Below are 19,272 nucleotides of genomic sequence, written 5' to 3'. Positions count from 1 at the left end.
ATCCGAACCCCACCCGGGGGCATCCCCGTCTCAGCAGAGAGAGGCATTCATGAGAAAAGCACCGTCCACCACCGCCGTTCCGGACGGATCCACCGCAGGCCATCTGGTGTCACTCACCGGACTGCGCGGAATCCTCGCCATCACCGTATTCGGCGCGCATTTCTTCCTCTCCTTCAGCTTCGCCGGAGGGACCTTCGACTCGGCATTCGTGCAGGACGTCTTCCACGTCCTGTTCTCCCGTTCCGGCGGCCCCGCGGTCTCCTGCTTCTTCCTGCTCAGCGGCTTCGTGCTGACCTACATCGCACGGCCCGGCGACACCGCACGATCCTTCTACCGGCGGCGGATCGCCAAGATCTACCCGGTGCACCTGGTCACCGCCGCGATCGCGTTCGTCCTGGTCGCCGTCGACTACGGAGTCCCCGGGGTCAAGGTCACCCTGGCCCACGTCTTCCTGGTGCAGAACTGGGTGCCCAGCCAGTGGTACTACCTGACCATGACCGGCCTCGACTGGTCGCTCAGCTGCGAGGCGTTCTTCTACCTCTGCTTCCCGGTCCTGGTCCCCGTCCTGGCACGGGCGAAGAACCGGCAGCTGTACGCCGCCGCGGCGATCTGCACCGTGCTCGCCCTCACCCTGCCGTACGTGGTCTCCCGCACCTTCGCGCTGACCCACCCCGACCCGATGGAGATGGTCCCCACCGGGGACTACGGCGGGCCGATCGGCTACTGGTTCGCCTACGTCTTCCCGCCGATGCGGATGGCGGAGTTCGTCATCGGCATCGCGCTCGCCCTGCTCGTGCGCCGGGGCGCCTGGCGCGGCCCCGGCGTCGCCCTCGCCCTGCTGCTCACGGCCGCCGGCTGGGGCGTCAACCTCCACCTGCCGAGCTACCTGCCGCTGGGTGCGGGCATGGTGATCCCGTTCGCCCTGCTGATCGCGGCGCTCAGCCGCGCCGACATCACCGGCGGCTGGTCCCCGCTGCGCCGGCGCCCGCTGGTATGGCTGGGCGAGATCTCCCTCTCCTTCTACCTCACCCACCTGCTGGTGCAGGAGCAGCTGTTCAGCCGCCTGTGGACCGCGGGCGTCGACGCCGACCTGCTGCCGGTACCGCTGCCGGTGCTCTCCTGGTGGGTCGGACTCCTCTCCTTCACCGCCCAGTTCCTCCTCGCGCTGGCCGCCGCCTGGCTGATCCACCGGCTGGTCGAACGCCCGATGGTCCGGCTGCTGCGCCCGCGCGACGTCCCGCCCCTGCCGATCACCACAGCCCCGGGCCGCACGCCGCAGCCGCACCCGGCCGAGGCGACGCACCTGGTGGAGAAATGAGCGAGATGCGCGTCCTGGTCACCGCCTCCGGCTGGCCCACCCACTACATGGCCATGGTGCCGCTCGCCTGGGCCCTGCGTGCCGCCGGCCACGAGATCCGGGTCGCCGCCCAGCCGTCCATGCAGTCGGCGATCGTCCGCTCCGGCATGCCGATGGTCCCGGTCGGGCCCGACGTCGACTACCTGGCGGTGCGCCGCCGGACCCTGTCCCAGGAGAAGGCGGACGGCACCCCCGGCACCGCCGAGGAGATCCGCGAGGCGGCCGGCGCCGACGACGGCGGCCTGTTCGGCGCCTGGGCCGAGGCCACCACTGCCGCCCTGGACGACACCGTGGCCTTCGCCCGGGCCTGGCGGCCCGACCTCGTCATCGGCGACACCATGGCTCCGGCGGCCCTGGTCGCCGCGCACGTCCTCGGTGTGCCCGGCATCCGCCACCTCTGGGGCCCGGACATCCTCGGCTCCGAGGGCGGCGAGAAGATCCTCGACATCCTCCCCGGCTACTGGGAGCCCTACCGGCGGCACGGCCTCGACCTGCACGGGCAGGACCCGGCCCACCGCACCGTCTCACCCTGCCCGCCCAGCCTGCAGGCACCACCCGCACCGACCCGGCTGCACCTGCGCTGGCCGCCCTACAACGGCCCCGGCACGGTGCCCGAGTGGGCCGACCGGCCCGCCGGCCGGCCGCGGATCGCCCTCACCTGGGGCACCTCCACCACCGGGGTCCTCGACGGCACGGGCACCCGCCTCGCCGACGTCCTCGCCGGGCTCACCGGACTCGACGCGGAGATCGTCGTCGCCGTCACCGCCGACGAACGGGCACGCCTCGGCACACCGCCGCCCGGCGTCCGGGTGCTGGAGAACCTGCCGCTGCACGTGCTGCTGCCCGGCTGCGCCCTGCTGGTCCACCAGGGCGGCTTCATGACCGCGCTCACCGCGGCCCACCACGGCGTGCCGCAGCTGCTGCTGCCGCAACTGCCCAACCAGATCAGCGATGCGAAGGCCCTGGCCGCCTCCGGCGCCGCCCGGGTCCTGCCCGCCGAACGCACCGGGCCGGACGACGTCCGCGCCGCCGCCGCGGCCGTGCTCGGGGACGACTCCCACGCCGGCGCCGCCCGGCGCCTGCAACGGGAGATCCTCGACCAGCCCACCCCGCGCGAGGTCGCCCGCGCACTGTGCGACCTCGCCGCGGCCGGGACATGAGGCCGGCCCCCGGCGGCAGCCGTGCACCGCTGGTCGTCGTCCTCGGGGCCTCGGGATACATCGGATCGGCCGTCGTGGCGGAACTCGCCCGGCGGCCGGTCCGGCTGCGCCTGGTGGCCCGGCGGCCCGCGGTGCTGCCCGCGGACCGCGCCGCGGTCGTCGAGGACGTCCCCGCCGACCTGTCCGTGCCCGGCGCGGGGGCCCGGGCCGTGGCCGGTGCCGACGCCGTCCTCGACCTGGTCGCCCACCTCGACCGGACCGTCGGCTGGCGGGCCGCGGAGGGCGACGGGCAACGGCTCGGCGAACGGCTCGGAGTCGGCCTGGTGCACGAGATCGCCGACGCCCTGCGGGCCGCCCGCCGCCCGCCGGGCACACCGCCACCCCTGGTGGTCCTGGCCGGCTCCGCCTCCCAGGCCGGCCGCGGCGGGCCGGTCGACGGCACCGGCCCCGACCGGCCCGCCACCGTGTACGCCCGTCAGAAGACCGCCGCCGAAGCGGTGCTGAAGGCGGCCACCGCCGGAGGCGTGCTGCGCGGTGTGTCGCTGCGCCTGCCCACCGTCTACGGCAGCGGTCCCGGGCCGGACGGCAACGGGGTGGTCGCCGCGATGGCGCTGCGCGCCCTGGCGGGGCAGCCGCTCACCGTCTGGGGCACCGGGAGCGTCGTGCGGGACCTGCTGCACGTCACCGACGCGGCCGCCGCGTTCGCCGCCTGCCTCGACCACGGCGCCGAACTCGCCGGCCGGCACTGGACGGTGGGCACCGGGCGGCCCGTTCCGGTGCGGGAGCTCTTCACCGCGGTCGCCCGGGCCGTCGCGGCCCGCACCGGCCGCCCGACCGTCCCGGTCGTCTCCGTACCGCCGCCCGCGGCGGCGACATCCGCGGATGCCGCCGGCACGGTCGTCGACGCCTCGGCGTTCCGGGCCGTCACCGGCTGGTGCCCCCGGCGGGACCTGCCGGAGGCGCTGGACGAACTGGCGGCCGTCCTCGCCGGGCGCACTCCCGGACCGTGACCCGCACGCCGTGAACGGGCCGGCCCCGCTCGATCGTCGAGCGGGGCCGGCCCGTCTGCTGCGGCGGCGTGTTCGGGCCGACCGGCGATCGGGGGCGGCGTCGGGGGGCGAGTCCTTCACCCGCCCCCCGATCGCCGGTCGGTCTCAGACGATCCGCACCTCGGGCACGTAGACGATCCACCGTCCGCCCGCGCGCCGGAACCCCTCCTCCTTCGCCATGATCTCCTCGGCGTGGTTCCAGGCGAACAGCACGGCGTAGTCCGGGTAGGCGGCGGCGAACTCCTCCGGCGAGCGCACCGGGATGTGCGAGCCGGGGCTGAGCCTGCCCTGCTTGGCCGGCGTGCTGTCGGCGATGTACGCGACCAGCTCGGGGCCGATGCCGCAGTAGTTGGTGAGGGTGGCGCTCTTGGCGGTGGCGCCGTAGGCGGCGACGGTGGCGCCCTCCGCCCGGCAGCGCTCCAGGACCGCGCGCAGGTCGTCGCGCACCTTGTCGACGGCGGCCCCGAACCGCTCCAGGGTGTCCCGTTCGGTGATCCGGGCCGCCTTCTCCCGCTCCAGGAACAGGCCGACCGCCGGGGTGGGGGTGCGGGCACCGCGGCGCGCCACGGTGTAGCGGATCTCGCCGCCGTGCACGTCCAGGTGCTCCACGTCGACCAGCTCGAAGCCGTAGTGGGCGGCCATCGCCTGCACGGAGCGGACCGTGAAGAAGTAGAAGTGCTCGTCGTAGATCTGGTCGAACGAGGTCCGCTCGAAGATGTCCGCCAGGTACGGGTCCTCGAAGACGAAGACCCCCTCCGGGGCGAGCAGGGCGTCGACGCCGCGGAAGACCGAGTCGACGTACGAGATGTGCGAGAAGGTGTTGGCGGCGTAGACGACCTGGGCGGGCCCCTCCGCGGCGGCGATCTCCGCCGCCGTGGACTCCTCGAAGAAGGCGTTGCGCACCCGGATGCCCTTGGCGGCGGCGGCCTCCGCCACGCCCGCGCACGGCTCGACGCCGAGGTGGCGGCGGCCGGCCCGGTGGACGGTGTCGAGCATGATGCCGTCGTTGCTGCCGAACTCGACCAGGAACGCGTCGGGCCCGCGCAGCTCGGTGTCGAGGAAGTGCCGGGCGGTGGCCCGGAAGTGCTCCTGCATGACCGTGGAGCCGGACGAGAGGTACGGGTAGTCCGTCCGGAACATCCGCTCCCGCGGGACGTCCTCCAGCAGCTGGACCATCGTGCAGGCGTCGCACATCGCGACCGCCAGACGGTGGAAGAACTCCTCGGTGCCGCCCTCCGGGTCGACGAACGCGTCGGCCAGCGGTTGTCGGCCGAAGTCGAAGAACTCGTGCAGGGCGCCGCCGCAGATGCGGCATTCGGGCGTGGCAGACATGATGGCTCCTCAACTCCTGTCGATGACGCGGACCCGCCGGCCCGGTCGGGCGGGCGGGGGCCCGGGCCGGACCGTCCCGCGCCCGGGACGGTCCCTGTGATCGGGAGCGTCCCGGACGCGACTCGACAAACGGTTGAGGTGCACTGGACGACGGGCGGTCCGGCCCGCCCGGCCGTCAGACGGGGAGGACCCGGCGCAGGTACTCGCCGGTCACCCCGGGCCCGGCGGCGATCTCGGCCGGCGTCCCCTCGTTGACCACCCGGCCGCCGCGGTCGCCGGCACCCGGACCCATGTCGATGATCCAGTCGGCGCAGGCGGCGACGTGCAGGTCGTGCTCGGCGATGACGACCGAGTTGCCGTTCGCCAGCAGGATGTCGAAGGCGTCCACCATCCGCTGCACGTCCGAGGGGTGCAGCCCGGTGACCGGCTCGTCCAGGAGGACCAGGCCGCGGCCGCGCCCGGTGGTGCCGAGCAGGATCGCGTTGGCCAGCTTCAGCCGCTGCGCCTCGCCGCCGGACAGCTCGGTGCCGCTCTGGCCGAGCTGGAGGTAGCCCAGGCCGGCCCGCTGGACGGCGCGCAGCGTGGTGGCCAGGCCCGCGGGCTCGGTGAGGAACTCCGCCGCCTCGTCCACGGTCATGGCGAGGACCTCGTCCACCGCCTTGCCCCGGTAGGTGACGCCCAGAACCTCGGGGGTGAACCGCCGGCCCTCGCAGACGTCGCACTCCACCCACATGTCGGGCATGAAGTGCAGGTCCACCTGGCGCCGCCCGTAGCCGGTGCAGGTCTCGCAGCGGCCGCCGGGGGAGTTGAAGGAGAACGCGCCGGGGCCCAGGCCGAGCGCCTTGGCCCGCGGGGTGGCGGCGAAGAGCTTGCGGACGGTGTCGAAGGCCTTGGTGTACGTGGCGGGGTTGGAACGGGGGGTGCGGCCGATCGGGTCCTGGTCGACGACGGTCACCCAGCCGAGCTGCCCGGCGCCCTCGACGCCGGCCATCGCCGTCGGGCGCTCGCCGCGCAGCACGGCCTCCAGGCCGGCGCCCAGCGCCCGGTGCAGCAGGCTGCTCTTGCCGCTGCCGCTCACCCCGGTGATGCAGGTCAGGGTGGACAGCGGGATGTCCACGCGGTCGAGTCGGACGTTGTGGACGTCGACGCCGAGCAGGCTCAGGCGCGCGGCCGCCCGCGCGTCGAACCGCCGGGGGCGGTGCACCCGCGGGCCGCGCCCGGCGAGGTAGGCGCCGGTGACCGACTGCGGGTGGTCGCTCAGCTCGGCGGTCGGCACCGAGGCGACCAGCGTGCCGCCCCGGCGTCCGGCGCCGGGGCCGAGGTCCACCACCCAGTCGGCGAGGGCGATGAGTTCGGGGTCGTGCTCGACGAGCAGCACGGTGTTCCCGGCGTCGCGCAGGTCGGTCAGGATCTCGCGCAGCGGGTGCTTGTCGGCGGGGTGCAGGCCGGCGCTCGGCTCGTCCAGGACGAAGACGATGCCGCTGAGGTCCATGTTCAGCTGGGCGGTGACCCGGGCCCGCTGGAGCTCGCCGCCGGACAGCGACGGCGCCGTGCGGGTCACCTGGAGGTGGCCGAGGCCGAGTTCGACCATCAGCCGGACCCGGCGCGCGAGGTCCGGCAGCACGTTGACGGCGACCTCCCGCTGCATCGGGGTGAGGGTGGCGTCGATGCCGTCCACCCAGGTGCGCAGCTCCTCCACCGGCAGCTCGATCACCTCCGGGTAGGTGAGGCCGCCGAGTTCGAGGGTCCGGGCGGTCTCGCCGAAGCCGGTGCCGTGGCAGGCGGGGCACGCCACCCGGACCATGAAGCGGGCGTAGGCCTCGCGCGCGGTGTCGGTGCCGGAGGCCTCGTACAACCGGGTGACCTCGCGGACGGCGCCGATCAGCGGGACGCTGCGCTCGATCACCGTCTCGGTGCCGGACTTCTTGTGCCGGTTGGTGATCTTGAAGGTGACCGGTTCGCCGTCCGTGCCGTGCAGGACGGCGTGCCGGAAGGCCCCGGGAAGCTCGCTCCAGGGCAGGTCCAGGTCGGCGCCGTGCGCCGCGGCGAGGGCGGGGAGCGCCAGGTGCTCGCCGGAGTTGGTGCGCCCGAACCACTCGCCCGCGCCGCCGAACAGCGGGAGGTCGGGCCTGGTGATGATCCGGTCCGGTTCTGCGCTGTCGGTGTGGCCCATGCCGGCGCACCGCTTGCAGCGCCCCTCCATGCTGTACCGGTCGAAGTAGGCGCTGGTGAGGTTGCGCAGCTCGGGGTGCTCGACGGCGAGCGGGCCGAGCGCGGGCATCCGGGCGAAGAGCAGCCCGAGGAAGTCGTTCAGCCCGCTGATGCTGCCGAGGGTCGAGCGGGGGCTGCGGTTGAGCCGTCGCTGGTCGACCGCGAGGGTGACGCCGAGCCCGCTGATCCGGTCCACCTGGGGCCGGTCCTTGGGGGAGATGAACTGCCGGAAGAACGGCGAGATGCCGTTCAGGTAGCGCAGTTGGGCCTCCGCGTGGACGGTGTCGATGGCCAGGGACGTCTTCCCGCTGCCGCTCACGCCGGTGAAGGCGACGATCTTGTTCTTCGGGAACGTGACGCTGACGTCCTTGAGGTTGTGCGTCCTGGCACCGACGATCTCGATGACATCCCCGCCCGGGACGCGGTCCGTGTGGCTCACTGGGGGCTCCTCCCATGCCGTCCGATGAACTTGACTCTCGATACTACTCTCACGATACTAAAGCCGTGAATCTAACTCGACTCATGGTTCTCGGGACGCTGCAGAACAGTGGTCCGCTCCACGGCCACGAAATCCGCCGCATCGCCGAGGTGACGAGCGTCAGCAGTTGGGGCGGCGTCAGCGTGGGTGCCCTCTACCGTGAGCTCCGGACGATGGACGAGACCGGCCAGGTCGAGTCCGTCCGCACCGAACAGGTGGGCAGGCGGCCGGCGAGAACCGTCTACCGCATCACCGCCCAGGGCGAGACGGAGCTGCGCACCCTGCGCGAAGAGGCCGTCACGGAGATCCACCACGGCACCGACCCGTTCGGCGTCGCGCTGCTCTTCACCCGGACCGACGACCTGCCCACCCTGCTCGGCCTGCTCAAGCGCCGCCGCGAGGCGCTCCGCGTGCTGCGCGACGGCATCGCGGCGGAGGGCGAGGCCCTGCACAGCGCCGGCGCGATCGGCCCGCTCGACGCGGTGATGTTCCGCCGCCGAGTGATCCAGCTCGACGCCGAACTCGCCTGGCAGGACGACCTGGACCGGGTCATCGAGCAGGCCGTCGCGGACGCCTCCGGCCCCCGCCCCACGGGCGGCGCCGACGACCCCGGTGCGGCCGACCCGGCCGACGAGACCGACGAGACTGACGAACCGACCACGGAGGTCCACACATGAACATGATCGAAGTCCACGGGCTCGCCCGGACGTTCCAGGCGCCGCACGGGGAGGTGAACGCGGTGCGGGGGGTCGACTTCACGGTCGCCGCCGGTGAGATCGTCGGCTTCCTCGGCCCGAACGGCGCCGGCAAGACCACCACCCTGCGCATGCTGACCACGCTGCTGCGGCCCACCGCCGGCACCGCCACCGTGGCCGGCGCCGACCTGCTCGCCGACCCGGTCGGCGTCCGCCGCCGGATCGGCTACGTCGCCCAGGGCGGCGGCGCCAACCCGGCCGAACTGGTCGCCAACGAGCTGATGCTGCAGGCCCGGCTGTACGGCATGTCCAAGGCCGACGCCCGGACCCAGATCGACTCGCTCGCCGCCCAGTTAGGCCTGCAGGACCTCCGGACGCGGCTCGTCGGCAGCCTCTCCGGCGGCCAGCGGCGCCGGCTCGACATCGCCCTCGGGTTGGTCCACCGCCCGCCGCTGATCTTCCTGGACGAGCCCAGCACCGGTCTCGACCCGACCAGCCGCAGCAACCTGTGGGAGCACATCCGCCGCCTGCGCGACGAACTCGGGGCCACCGTCTTCCTCAGCACCCACTACCTGGACGAGGCCGACGCGCTCTGCGACCGGATCCTCATCATGGACAGCGGCACCATCCTCGTCGAGGACAGCCCCGAGGAGCTCAAGCGGCGGGTCGAGGGCGACGCCGTCACCATCGAGGTCGCACCCGGCACCGTGCAGGAGGCCGCCGTCGTGGTCGAGGGGCTGCCCGGCACGTACGGGTTGACCACCGCCGGCGACACCCTCCGCTTCCGCGCCGGGCACAGCAGCCGGACCATGATCGACCTGCTCCGCGCCCTGGAGGCGCGCCGGGTCGAACCGGTGTCCGTGCAGGTCGACCGTCCGACCCTGGACGACGTCTTCCTCACCCTCACCGGCCGCTCCGAGGAACCCGCCACCGCCGGCGCCGTCTGAACAGGGGGCTGACATGCAGACACTTCGCGACACCCTGCTCGTCTTCGACAACCAGGTCCGCTTCACCTTCCGCAACAGGATCACGATCGTCCTCGGTCTGGTCCAACCCGTCCTCTACCTCGTGCTGTTCGGCCCGCTGCTGACCAAGGTCGGCGGCATGGGCGGCGACGGCGACACCTGGCAGACCTTCGTCCCCGGCGTCCTGGTCTACCTCGCACTCTTCGGCGCCGGATTCTGCGGCTTCGGCATCATCTCGGACGTCCGCTCCGGTGTGATCGAACGGCTGCGGGTCACCCCGGTCAGCCGCTTCGCCCTCCTCATGGGGCGGGTCGGGCGGGAGATCGCCATCCTGCTCACCCAGTCGGTGATCATCGTCGCGGTGGGCGTCCTGCTCGGCCTGCGGGCCGGCGTCCTCGGCATCCTCGCCGCCGTCGTCCTCGTCGTCCTGCTGGGCACCGCGCTGGCCTCGCTCTCGCTCGCCCTGGGCGTGGCCCTCAAGTCCGAGGACCAGTTCGCCCCGCTGCTCACCTCGGCCGCCCTGCCGATCATGCTGCTCGCCGGCATCCTGCTGCCGATGAGCCTCGCACCGACCTGGCTGGACGTGCTCTCCCGGCTGAACCCGCTGCGGTACGTGGTGGAGGCCATCCGCGACCTGTTCGCCGGCCACTACGCCACCGCGGCCGTGCTGGAGGGCACGCTCGTCTCGGTCGCCCTGGCCGCCGTCTGCGTCGCGGTCGGCACCCGCACCTTCGCCCGCGAGAACGCCTGACGCACAACGCACCGGAGCCCGGGGAGCCTGACGGCTCCCCGGGCTCCCCGCATCGGGTGGACTCCCCGCGCGTGCCCCGGGGTGTGTCACCCCGGCAGACGGCCTTCCAGGTAGAGGTACCCCTCGGGGTCGACCCGGCCCAGGTCACCGGTCCGCAGCCAACCCCCGGCCAGGGCCAGCCGGGTGGCGGCGGGGTCGCGCCAGTACCCGCTCATCATGTGCGGGGCGCGCAGCCGGATCTCGCCGGAGCGGCCCGCCGGCCGCCGTTCGCCGTCCGGACCGCACACCCGCACGTCGACCGCGGGCAGCGGCTGCCCGACCGAGGCGAGCAGTTCGGGCCGGGCGCCCGCCGCCGCCCGGTGGTCCTCCTGCCGCAGCAGGCTGATCGCGCGGATCTCGCTGCTCACGTAGTTCTGCGACAGGATCGGCCCGAACGCCTCCACCGCCCGCCGCACCACGGACGCCCGCACCGGCCCGTTGCCGTACGGCAGGTAGCGCAGGCTCGACAGGTCGGTGCGCTCCAGGTCCGGGTGGGCGACCAGCTCGGCGAAGTGCTGCGCCGGCAGGTAGGTGCTGGTGATCCGTTCCGACTCCACGGTGGCCAGGACCCGTCCGGCGTCGAAGCCGTTCATCAGCATGACCGTGCAGCCCGCCCGCATCAGCATCAGCGCGACCTCGCCGCCGTTGCCGGCCAGCGGGCTCACCGCGAGCGTCGTCACCCCGGCCGGGAAGTCGCCGAGTTCGCCCTCGTGCGGCCGCCGCCAGGTGACGTTCATCGCGGAGAACCGGTGGACCGCGCCGCGGCGCCGGCCGGTGGTGCCGCGGGAGTACGCCACCAGGGCGATGTCCTGCTCCCGGGCGCGCGGCCGCATCGGTCCGCCCGGCATCCGCGCCGCCAGGGCGGACAGGTCGGTGCCGAAGCCCGGCACGCCGAGGGAGAGCACGCCGGGCTCCGGCGTGCCCAGGGCCCCGGCGCCCCACCGGTCGACCACGAAGACCGCGGGCCGCTGTTCGGCGGCCACCTCCCGGGCGGCGGCCACGTCCGCCGGGTCGCCCGCGTGCAGGGCGGCGAACCGGCAGCCCAGCAGGTGCGCGGCGAGCCGCAGGGCGACGTGCTCGGGGGAGTTGCCGGCCAGGCAGACCACACCCTCGCGGTGGGTCATCCCCATGTCCTCCAGGGCCCGGGCGATGCGGCTGCTCTGCTCCACCAGCTCGCCGAAGCCCACCCTCCGGTCCCCGTCCCGCAGCGCGGTCCGGCCCGGCCACCGGCACAGCCCCTCGAAGAGTTCGGCCGCGTAGCGGGACGGGGCGCCGCGTCCGGTGCGCTCCCGGGTGGGCAGGGACTTCCGGGGCTCAGCCATCGAGGTCCCCCCGGGACACCACCGGGCCGAGGACGTCGTCGATCCGCGCCATGGTCTCCGGGTCGAGTTTCGTCCCGGACGCGGCGGCGTTCTCCCGGACCTGCTCCGGCCGGGACGCGCCGATCACCGCACCGGCCACGTTCGGGCGGTGCAGCACCCATGCGACGGCCAGCTGCGGCAGGGTCAGGCCGGCCTCCGCGGCCACCGGTTCCAGCCGTGCGACCCGTTCCAGGACCTCGTCGGTCAGCAGCCGCCGCATGAACCTCGCCCGGCCGCCGACGAGTTCGGCGGCCCCGCGGGAGCCCTCCGGGGCGGGGGAGTCCGGCCGGTACTTCCCGGTGAGCACCCCCTGGGCCAGCGTGAAGTACGGGATCTGGCCGATCCCCAATGACTCGCAGACGGGGACGACCTCCGCCTCCGGCTCGCGCCACAGCGCGGAGTACTGCGGCATGCTGTAGATCAGCTGGACGTTCAACTCCCGGGCCAGCCGGGCCGCTTCGGCGATCTGCGGGGCCGTCCACTCGGAGACGCCGAGGTAGAGCACCTGGCCGGCCCGGACCAGGTCCGCGAAGGCGGACACGGTCTCCTCCAGCGGGGTGTTCGGGTCGTACCGGTGTGCGGTGTAGAGGTCGACGTAGTCGGTGCCGAGCCGGCGCAGCGAGGCGTGCAGGGCCTCGCGGACGTGCTTGCGGGACAGGCCCGAGCCGTTGGGCCCGGTGCCGGTGGGGAAGAAGACCTTGGTGCAGATCACCACGCCGTCCCGCGGTTCCCCGGCCAGGGCGCGGCCGAGCAGTTGCTCGGAGCGGCCCATGCCGTAGATGTCCGCGGTGTCGAAGGTGGTGATCCCGCTGTCCAGGGCCGCCCGCAGGCAGGCGAGCACGCTCTCGTCGGGCGTGCTGTCCTGCGGGTAGAGCAGGTTGCCGAAGACGAGCTCGCTGATCCGCAGCCCGCTGCGGCCCAGGTACCGGTGCTCCATGCCGTGCTACCTCCAGTCCTGTGGTCCGAACCACCGGGTCAGTGCCGCCGCCAGCCCGTCGGTCGTGCCGGCGGGGCCGGGTGCGGCGGCCCAGGCGACGTGGCCGTCCGGCCGGAGCAGCAGGGCGGTGGGTGCGTCCTGCGGTGCCCGGGCCGTGGTGATGTCGATCCGGTTCCGCCAGGGGGCGGCCGTCCGGGCCGGTGCGCCGTCGGCGGTCAGGTCGATCAGCACCCCCCGGCCGCGGCGCAGCAGTTCGGCGGTGCGGGTGGGCAGGCCGTCCGCCTCGAGGTCGAGGTCGGGGACGAACCGGCCCTCCAGCGGGTGCCGCCCCGCCGTGCCGCCGTCCGGGCCCTCCTCCTCGCCGTAGCGCAGGTCGAGCCCGTTGAGGGCCGCGGTCAGGTGCCGGTTGGTGTCCTCGAGGAACAGCAGTTCCTCGAACACCTGCCGCAGGGCGGTGACGTGGTGCTCGTCCGGGTTCATCAGGGCGAGCTGGGCCCGGGTGTACAGCAGCACCCGTTCGACGGCCCGGTGGCGTTCCCGGTGGTAGGTGTCGAGCAGGCCGGGCGGGGCCCAGCCGTGGATCTCCGCCGCCAGCTTCCAGCCCAGGTTGACGGCGTCGTGGACGCCGGTGTTCAGCCCCTGGCCGCCGATCGGGAAGTGGACGTGGGCGGCGTCCCCGGCCAGCAGCACCCGGCCGGACCGGTAGGTCTCGGCGAGCCGGGTCGCGTCGCTGAACCGGGACATCCACAGCACCGGCTCCACCAGGTCGAGTTCACGGCCGTGCACGCGGTGCACGGCGGCCCGCAGTTCCTCCAGGGTGACCGGCTGCTGCGGCGACGGGTGGGGGCGGCCGTACTCGATGACGACCACCCGGCCGGTGCCGCCCTCCGGCGGGAAGGCGAGCACCACCACGCCGTTCCCGGTGCGGAGCCAGCGCTTCGGCACGTCCCGCTCGGTGAGGGTGACGTAGCCGATCAGTGCGCTCACCGAGGGCGCGAACCCGGGGAAGCCGATGCCCGCGAGCCGGCGCACCGTGCTGCGGCCGCCGTCGCAGCCCACCAGGTAGCGGGCCCGGACGCGCCGTTCGCCGTCGGGGGTGGCGAGGGTGACGGTGACCCCGTCCGCGTCCTGGGCGAGGCCGGTGAGTTCGTGGCCGCGCCGGATCTCGGTGTCCAGGGCGGCGGCGTGTTCGGCGAGCAGCTCCTCCGTCCTGGACTGCGGCACCAGGAGGCTGTACGGGTGCCCGGTCTCCACCAGGGTGTGGTCCAGGCCCCGGCTGAAGATGCCGCCGAACGGCAGGCCGGAGACGGTCGCCATGCCGTCCTTGAAGCGTTCCAGCAGGCCGCGCATGTCCAGGTACTCGACCGTGCGGGTGTGCAGCACGCCCGCACGGTCGTGGCCGGCGGGCTCGGTGAGCCGTTCGACCACCAGGACGCGGACGCCCGCCAGGCGCAGTTCCGCCGCGAGCATCAGGCCGACCGGCCCGCTGCCCGCGACGACGACGTCGTACTCCACCGTGCCCCCTCAGCCGTCGATGTCCGTGGTGGCGCCGGCCCGCAGCCACGCCTCGATCCGGTCCACCGCCGATGCCAGCGGGGGCATGGCGAGGATCTCCTCGCGCAGCCCGAGCGAGGCGGCGGCCTGCGGTGCACCGGGTCGGACCAGTTCGGCCACCGCGGAGCGGATCGCCGGGGCGTCGGCGTGCTCGGCGGTCAGCTGGATGCAGGCGCCGGCGGTCTCCAACAGGTCGGAGTTGAGCCGCTGTTCGAACAGGTGCGGCATGGTCAGCTGCGGCACGCCGAAGCGGGCCGCGGAGAGCACCGTGGTGGCGCCGCCGTGGTGGACCACCGCCGAGCAACTCGGCAGGACGGTGTGGATCGGCAGGTCCTGGACGATCCGGACCTCCGGCCCGCGGTCGCCGAGCAGCTCCCGCTCGGCGGCGGTGACCGCCAGCACCGGCTCCACGTCGAGACCGGCGAGCGCGTCGAGGATCTTCGGGACGAGGAACATCTCGGGCTGGTCGGTCGCGGTGGAGGTGAAGGTGCCCCAGGTGATGCAGACCCGGGGCCGGACGGGCGGTTCGAGCACCCACGGCGGCACCACGCCCGGTCCGTTGTACGGCACGTACTCCATCGGCAGCGACGGCCCGGGCGCGGCGATGCGCAGGCTCGGCGGCGTCGGGTCGACGGCGAGCCGGTCGAAGGCACCGGGGGCCTCGGCGCCGTACAGCGCGTAGGTGGGGCCGAGGCGTTCCAGGACGTGGTGGGCGAGCCACTTGCCGGGGTCGGTGCCGTAGAGGTCCGGCCCCCAGGCGTGCCGGACCACCGGGGCACCCACCACCTGGCCGGCGACCGACGCGGCGAACGCGACCGGGTCGCGGACGATCAGGTCCGGCCGCCACGCCCCGGCGAGCGCGACCACGTCGGGCGCCATCATCTCGGCGACGCGGTGGAAGATCGTGATGATCGCGTCCCGCGTCCGGTACAGCCCGGGATCGGTCTCCGCCACGAACTTGCGGTGCAGCCGGGCGAAGTCGAGGTCCGGGCCGACCGGTACGGCGGTCATGCCGGAAGCCAGGACGGTCTCCACGACGTGCGGTTGGGCCGCCACCCGCACCTCGTGGCCGGCGGCGCGGAAGGCCCAGGCGAGCGGGGCCATGAACATGTAGTGCGACGGCCAGGCCGCCGTCGTGAACAGGACGCGCACAGCGACTCCGCGGGGTCAGGACGGCTTGGCCGCGATCAGGACGCGGTCGCCGGTCAGGGAGTCGACCGGTTCGGCCGACACGAACGTGAAGCCGGCGTCCTCCGCGTAGCCGCGGCACTCCGCGACCGTGTACTCGGAGCCGCCGTCGCGCATGATCCCGCAGTTCAGGCTCTGCAGCAGCGGGACGGCGTCGGTGCGCCCGTCGTCGAGCATCGCGTCGTAGACGACCACGATCCCGCCGGGGTTCACGGCCTCGAAGGCCCGCTTCAGCAGCTCGGCGCGGGCGGCCGGCGGCCAGTCGTGCAGGACGTGGCCGATGATCGCGACGTCGGAGGCGGGCGCCGGGTCGGCGAAGAAGTCGCCTGCCTCGAAGCGGACCCGGTCCGAGGTGCCGAGGGCCGCCATGTGCTCGTCGAACAGCGGCTCCACCGCCGGCAGGTCGAACACCGCGCCCCGCAGGTGCGGATGGACCCGCACCAGGTGGGCGGCGACGTTGCCGCGGGCCCCGCCGATGTCGACGAAGGAGGTGTAGTGGGACCAGTCCACGCGGTGGTCCAGCTCGTGGGCGACGAAGCTGTTGAAGGCGTCCATGTGCGCCATCAGCCCCCGCACGTTGTCGAGGTCCTCGAAGTCCTTGCGGAAGTCCCGCTGCACCTTGGCCGGTTCGTTGCGCAGCACGTCGGTCAGCGAGGCCCAGGAGCGGAAGTGCAGCCGGGAGTGCTGGGCGATCGAGCCGCCGAGGTAGCGCGGGCTGCCGGGCACCAGGAACTCGGCGGCCTCCGGGTGGTTGGCGTACCGGCCGTCGTCCCCGCGTTCCAGCAGGCCGAGGGCGGCCAGGGCGTCCAGGAAGTCGGCGCCGGGGCGGGGGCGCAGGCCGAGCCGGGCGAAGATCTCCCCGGCCGTGGCCGGTTCCTGCGCGAGCAGCCCGAACAGGTCGAGCTCCACGGCGCTCTGCAGCACCTTCGCCTGGAAGTAGGAGGTGTTCAGCCGCAGCAGCGCGCGCGCCACCGAGGTCGGGCCGGAGGTCTGGGCGAGAAGGGTCATGTCATGCCTTTCCGGTGACGGGGGTGGGAGGGGTTTCCAGGTAGCGGTCGATGACGGTCCGGAAGTAGTCGGGCCCGAAGGCGGGGCGCGCTCCGGCGGGCAGCAGGCGGAGCAGCTTCGCGTTGGAGACGGAGTGGTCGTCCGCGACGTCCACGACCTCCTTCGCGGCGACGGTGCCGAGGCGGTCCTCCAGGTGGGCGATGATCTCCTCGATCGGCACGGCGTGGCCCGAGGCGACGTTCACCACCTCGCGGGAGACGCCCCGGGAGAGCAGGGCGTCGATGACGGCGACCACGTCGAGCACGTGCACCAGGTCGCGCCGCGCGCCGCGGTGCACCCGCACCGAGCCGGAGCGGATCTGCGCGACCAGCGAGGGCAGCAGCTGGTGGCTGCGCTGGGTCCGGCCCGCCGTGTAGGCCAGCCGCAGCACCAGGGTGTCGACCCCGGACGCGCGCAGCACGCCCTCCATCGCCAGTTTGTGCCGGCCGTAGGGGGAGTTCGGGAAGACCGGCCGGTCCTCGCGGCTGTGGCGGCTGCCGGCGCCGTACATGCCGCTGGCGCAGGTGGAGAAGTAGACCAGCCGCCGGCCGCTGCGCTCGCAGCGGGCGAGGACCTGGTAGAGCAGCTCGGCCTCGCGGGCGAACTCCGCGTCGGAGGTGCTGTGCCCGCTGGACACGCCGGCCGCGAAGACCACCGTGCCCGGGTGGGCGGCCGCCAGCGGTCGGAGGCTGCCGGCGAGGAAGCCGCGTCCGACGATCTCCATCGTGCTCCTCAGAGGCGTTCGGCGATCAGCACCCGCAGCGGGTTGTGCGGCAGGGTGTACGGCTTGGGCCGGGTGAAGCCGGCCTCGACGACCATGTCCTCGTACGCGGAGACGGGGTGCACCTGTCCCTCGGAGGTCCAGGCGAGCATCAACGCGGAGAACAGGTGTGGGACCGGGTCGAGGTGCGGTGCGGTGTCGTCGGTGCTGATGGCGATGGCCACCAGCTTGCCGCCGGGCCGCAGGGCGCTCCCGGTCCGGGCGAGCAGTTCGGTCGCGCGGGCGGTCGAGAAGTGGTGCAGCACGTTGGCGACCACGGCGATGTCGTACGGGCCGCCGAGCGGGACGTCGAACATGTCGCCGGGGATGAAGTGGGCGCGGTCGCGGACACCGAGCTTCTCGGCGTTGGTCTCGGTGACGGCGAGCACGTTGGGCCAGTCCAGGGACCAGACGTGGGCGGCGGGGTCGCGGGCGACCAGGGTGTAGCCGTAGAGGCCGTGCCCGCAGGCGACGTCGAGCACCGCGGGGCCGCTTCGACCGGGCGCCGTGGGCACGGGGAGCACCGTGTCGGCGACGAGGTCGGCGATGGGCCGGGTGTTCAGCGTGCCCAGCGCGGCGAAGTCCTCCCAGAAGGTGTAGGAGGGCGTCTCGGCGTTCTGCTCCATCACGGTGCCGCCGTTGCGGACGGCCTCGCCGAGCCGCTTGATCGCGTCCCACTCGTAGTCGCTGGCGGCGAGCCGGACGGCGTGGCCGTAGTAGTCGGGGTGGGTGCTGACGAGGACGCTGTCGGCCCCGGGGGCGAGCCGGAAGCGGTCACCGTCCGTCTCCAGCAGGCCGATCGCGGCGAGGGCGTTGAGCAGGACGTGCACGGCGCGCGGATCGGCCCCGCACGCGGCGGCGACCGCCCCGGGGTCGGCCGGCCCGTCCGCGAGGGCGTCGAAGACCTTCAGGTCGACGCCGGCCCGCAGCACACCCGTCTTGCGGACCGCGGACATCATGGTGAGCAGTTCCTGCCTGGTGACGGTCGGTACTCGGTCGTCGGTCATCCGGTCTCCCTGGGTGCGGCGGGTGCTGACGGTTCGCCAGAGCATCGTGTGGCCGCGGCCTGGCGATCCGCTTGAGCCGCGGTGGAGGCCGGGGGCGCACGGGAGAGCGCGCTCCATGTGACGCAGATCACAGGGGAGGGGTCGTGCTGCACTGCGGGTAACCGGGATGGATGTTCCGGTCGGTACGGATTGCATCAGGGCCAGCGGCTTTGCAGGACCTCCACATTTGTGACCAGGGGTTTGCCTGGGGCGGGTGAACACTCTCCGTGCCCGCACCGTCGCTGATGTCGCGGGGGTGCCCCGCCCGGCTGTGCCAGGGCGGTTGACCAGGGGTTTCGTGGGAATGGCCTTAGGATCGCCGCCCCGCCCCCGAGGCGGTGGCCTCGAGGAACAACGTTGACATGAACAATTAATCTCATGATACTAGTTTCGTGATAGCACGATGCTGGATCGCCGACAGAGTCCCGGGGGCTGAAATGATCGCGAGTGATCGTCATGAGTGCTTCAAGATCCACGTTCTGGGTGCCCTGAGGCTGCGCACCGCCGACGGGGTCAACATGGTGGACGAACTCACCGCACCCAAACCGCGCAAGATCATCGCCCTGCTCGTCATGCAGGCGAACCGGGTCGTCCCCACCGCGGCGATGGCCCGAGAACTCTGGGGGGACAACCCCCCGGCCAGCGTCCAGACCACCCTGCAGACCTACGTCCTGCAGGTCCGCCGCATGCTCAGCCGGGCCCTCGGCATCTCCGCGGGCGAGGTCGCCCGCAAGGTCCTGGTGACCAAGTTCGGCGGCTACCAGCTGATCGTCCGCCACGGCAACATCGACGCCCACGAGTTCGAGCGGTTGCTCGCCGAAGGCCGGCAGGCACTCGCCGACGGCAACGACGAGACGGCCGTCCGGCTGCTCACCGAGGCCCTCGAACTCTGGTGCGGCGCCCCGCTGGTCGACGTCAAGCCCGGCCCGCTGCTCGACGCCGAGATCCGCCGCCTGGAGGAGAACCGCCTGACCGCGCTGATGCAGCGCGTCGACGCCAGGCTCCGGCTCGGTCGGCACCACGAACTCCCCGGCGAACTGGCCTCCCTGGTCGGCCAGTACCCGATGAACGAGAACCTGCACGCCCAGCACATGCTCGCCCTCTACCGGTGCGGACGCTGCCCCGAGGCACTGGAGGTCTTCCGCCGGCTCCGCGACCACATGGTCGGCGAACTCGGACTGGAACCGTCCCTGCGGATCCAGGGCCTGCACCGGGCGATGCTCGCCGCCGACCCCGCCCTGGAACACGGACCCGACCACGCCGAGGGGAACCTGCTGCTCGACCGGCTCGGCGGAGCACCCGCGGCACCCGGCCCCTGGGCACCCCGCCTCGCCAGCTGAGG

General features: G+C 73.3%; 16 protein-coding genes. 7 read left to right on the top strand and 9 right to left on the bottom strand.

Features of this window, described 5'->3' with window-relative positions:
• Positions 1–49 precede the first annotated feature (49 nt).
• The 3 genes from AB0M03_RS24070 to AB0M03_RS24060 are packed head-to-tail and all read left to right on the top strand — an operon-like array spanning position 50 to position 3,527.
• Entirely contained in the window at positions 50–1,318 is a 1,269-nt protein-coding gene (locus AB0M03_RS24070) for an acyltransferase (RefSeq protein WP_363494120.1), read from the top strand.
• Positions 1,315–2,517, top strand: coding sequence for a nucleotide disphospho-sugar-binding domain-containing protein (locus AB0M03_RS24065; protein ID WP_363494118.1), 1,203 nt, complete (start codon positions 1,315–1,317; stop codon positions 2,515–2,517). Before AB0M03_RS24070 ends, AB0M03_RS24065 begins: the two co-directional genes overlap by 4 nt.
• Positions 2,514–3,527, top strand: coding sequence for an NAD-dependent epimerase/dehydratase family protein (locus AB0M03_RS24060; protein WP_363494116.1), 1,014 nt, complete (start codon positions 2,514–2,516; stop codon positions 3,525–3,527). The genes AB0M03_RS24065 and AB0M03_RS24060 overlap by 4 nt, the downstream gene beginning before the upstream one ends.
• Positions 3,528–3,671: 144 nt before the next feature.
• Here the strand turns inward: AB0M03_RS24060 and AB0M03_RS24055 are convergent, their stop codons facing one another.
• Positions 3,672–4,898 (bottom strand): class I SAM-dependent methyltransferase, encoded by a 1,227-nt coding sequence (locus AB0M03_RS24055; RefSeq protein WP_363494114.1) that lies wholly within the window; start codon positions 4,896–4,898, stop codon positions 3,672–3,674.
• Positions 4,899–5,073: 175 nt separating this feature from the next.
• The gene (locus tag AB0M03_RS24050; protein ID WP_363494112.1) at positions 5,074–7,548 is read right to left on the bottom strand and encodes an excinuclease ABC subunit UvrA; all 2,475 of its coding nucleotides are present in this window, start codon (positions 7,546–7,548) and stop codon (positions 5,074–5,076) included.
• An 83-nt stretch (positions 7,549–7,631) separates the two neighbouring features.
• Here AB0M03_RS24050 and AB0M03_RS24045 point away from each other — a divergent pair, with 83 nt between their 5' ends.
• From AB0M03_RS24045 to AB0M03_RS24035, 3 genes are read left to right on the top strand one after another with little or no spacing between them, the layout of a single operon-like run.
• Positions 7,632–8,264, top strand: coding sequence for a PadR family transcriptional regulator (locus tag AB0M03_RS24045; protein ID WP_363494110.1), 633 nt, complete (start codon positions 7,632–7,634; stop codon positions 8,262–8,264).
• Entirely contained in the window at positions 8,261–9,229 is a 969-nt protein-coding gene (locus AB0M03_RS24040) for an ATP-binding cassette domain-containing protein (protein WP_363494108.1), read from the top strand. The genes AB0M03_RS24045 and AB0M03_RS24040 overlap by 4 nt, the downstream gene beginning before the upstream one ends.
• 13 nt (positions 9,230–9,242) lie before the next feature.
• Positions 9,243–9,998 carry an ABC transporter permease gene (locus tag AB0M03_RS24035; protein WP_363494105.1) on the top strand — a complete coding sequence of 252 codons (756 nt, stop codon included), beginning with the start codon at positions 9,243–9,245 and terminating at the stop codon, positions 9,996–9,998.
• Positions 9,999–10,084: 86 nt separating this feature from the next.
• Here the strand turns inward: AB0M03_RS24035 and AB0M03_RS24030 are convergent, their stop codons facing one another.
• The 7 genes from AB0M03_RS24030 to AB0M03_RS24000 are packed head-to-tail and all read right to left on the bottom strand — an operon-like array spanning position 10,085 to position 17,891.
• On the bottom strand, positions 10,085–11,359 hold the full coding sequence (locus AB0M03_RS24030) for an AMP-binding protein (RefSeq protein ID WP_363494102.1): 1,275 nt from the start codon (positions 11,357–11,359) through the stop codon (positions 10,085–10,087).
• Positions 11,352–12,335: an aldo/keto reductase family protein gene (locus AB0M03_RS24025; RefSeq protein WP_363494101.1), complete on the bottom strand. Its 984-nt coding sequence runs from the start codon at positions 12,333–12,335 to the stop codon at positions 11,352–11,354. Before AB0M03_RS24025 ends, AB0M03_RS24030 begins: the two co-directional genes overlap by 8 nt.
• A gap of 6 nt (positions 12,336–12,341) precedes the next feature.
• The gene (locus tag AB0M03_RS24020; RefSeq protein ID WP_363494099.1) at positions 12,342–13,850 is read right to left on the bottom strand and encodes an FAD-dependent monooxygenase; all 1,509 of its coding nucleotides are present in this window, start codon (positions 13,848–13,850) and stop codon (positions 12,342–12,344) included.
• A gap of 9 nt (positions 13,851–13,859) precedes the next feature.
• Entirely contained in the window at positions 13,860–15,041 is a 1,182-nt protein-coding gene (locus AB0M03_RS24015; protein WP_363494097.1) for a nucleotide disphospho-sugar-binding domain-containing protein, read from the bottom strand.
• Positions 15,042–15,056: 15 nt separating this feature from the next.
• Entirely contained in the window at positions 15,057–16,085 is a 1,029-nt protein-coding gene (locus AB0M03_RS24010; protein ID WP_363494095.1) for a methyltransferase, read from the bottom strand.
• A 1-nt stretch (position 16,086) separates the two neighbouring features.
• Positions 16,087–16,848 carry an NAD-dependent epimerase/dehydratase family protein gene (locus tag AB0M03_RS24005; protein WP_363494093.1) on the bottom strand — a complete coding sequence of 254 codons (762 nt, stop codon included), beginning with the start codon at positions 16,846–16,848 and terminating at the stop codon, positions 16,087–16,089.
• 8 nt (positions 16,849–16,856) lie between these two features.
• Positions 16,857–17,891, bottom strand: a complete 1,035-nt coding sequence (locus AB0M03_RS24000) for a class I SAM-dependent methyltransferase (RefSeq protein ID WP_363494091.1) — start codon at positions 17,889–17,891, stop codon at positions 16,857–16,859.
• Positions 17,892–18,367: 476 nt separating this feature from the next.
• Here AB0M03_RS24000 and AB0M03_RS23995 point away from each other — a divergent pair, with 476 nt between their 5' ends.
• On the top strand, positions 18,368–19,270 hold the full coding sequence (locus tag AB0M03_RS23995; RefSeq protein ID WP_363494089.1) for an AfsR/SARP family transcriptional regulator: 903 nt from the start codon (positions 18,368–18,370) through the stop codon (positions 19,268–19,270).
• Positions 19,271–19,272: the final 2 nt, after the last annotated feature.

Source organism: Kitasatospora sp. NPDC051914, from assembly GCF_040680995.1.
GTDB lineage: Bacteria > Actinomycetota > Actinomycetes > Streptomycetales > Streptomycetaceae > Kitasatospora.
Note: the sequence above shows the minus strand (reverse complement) of the source record. Positions and strands in the feature narration are given on the sequence as shown.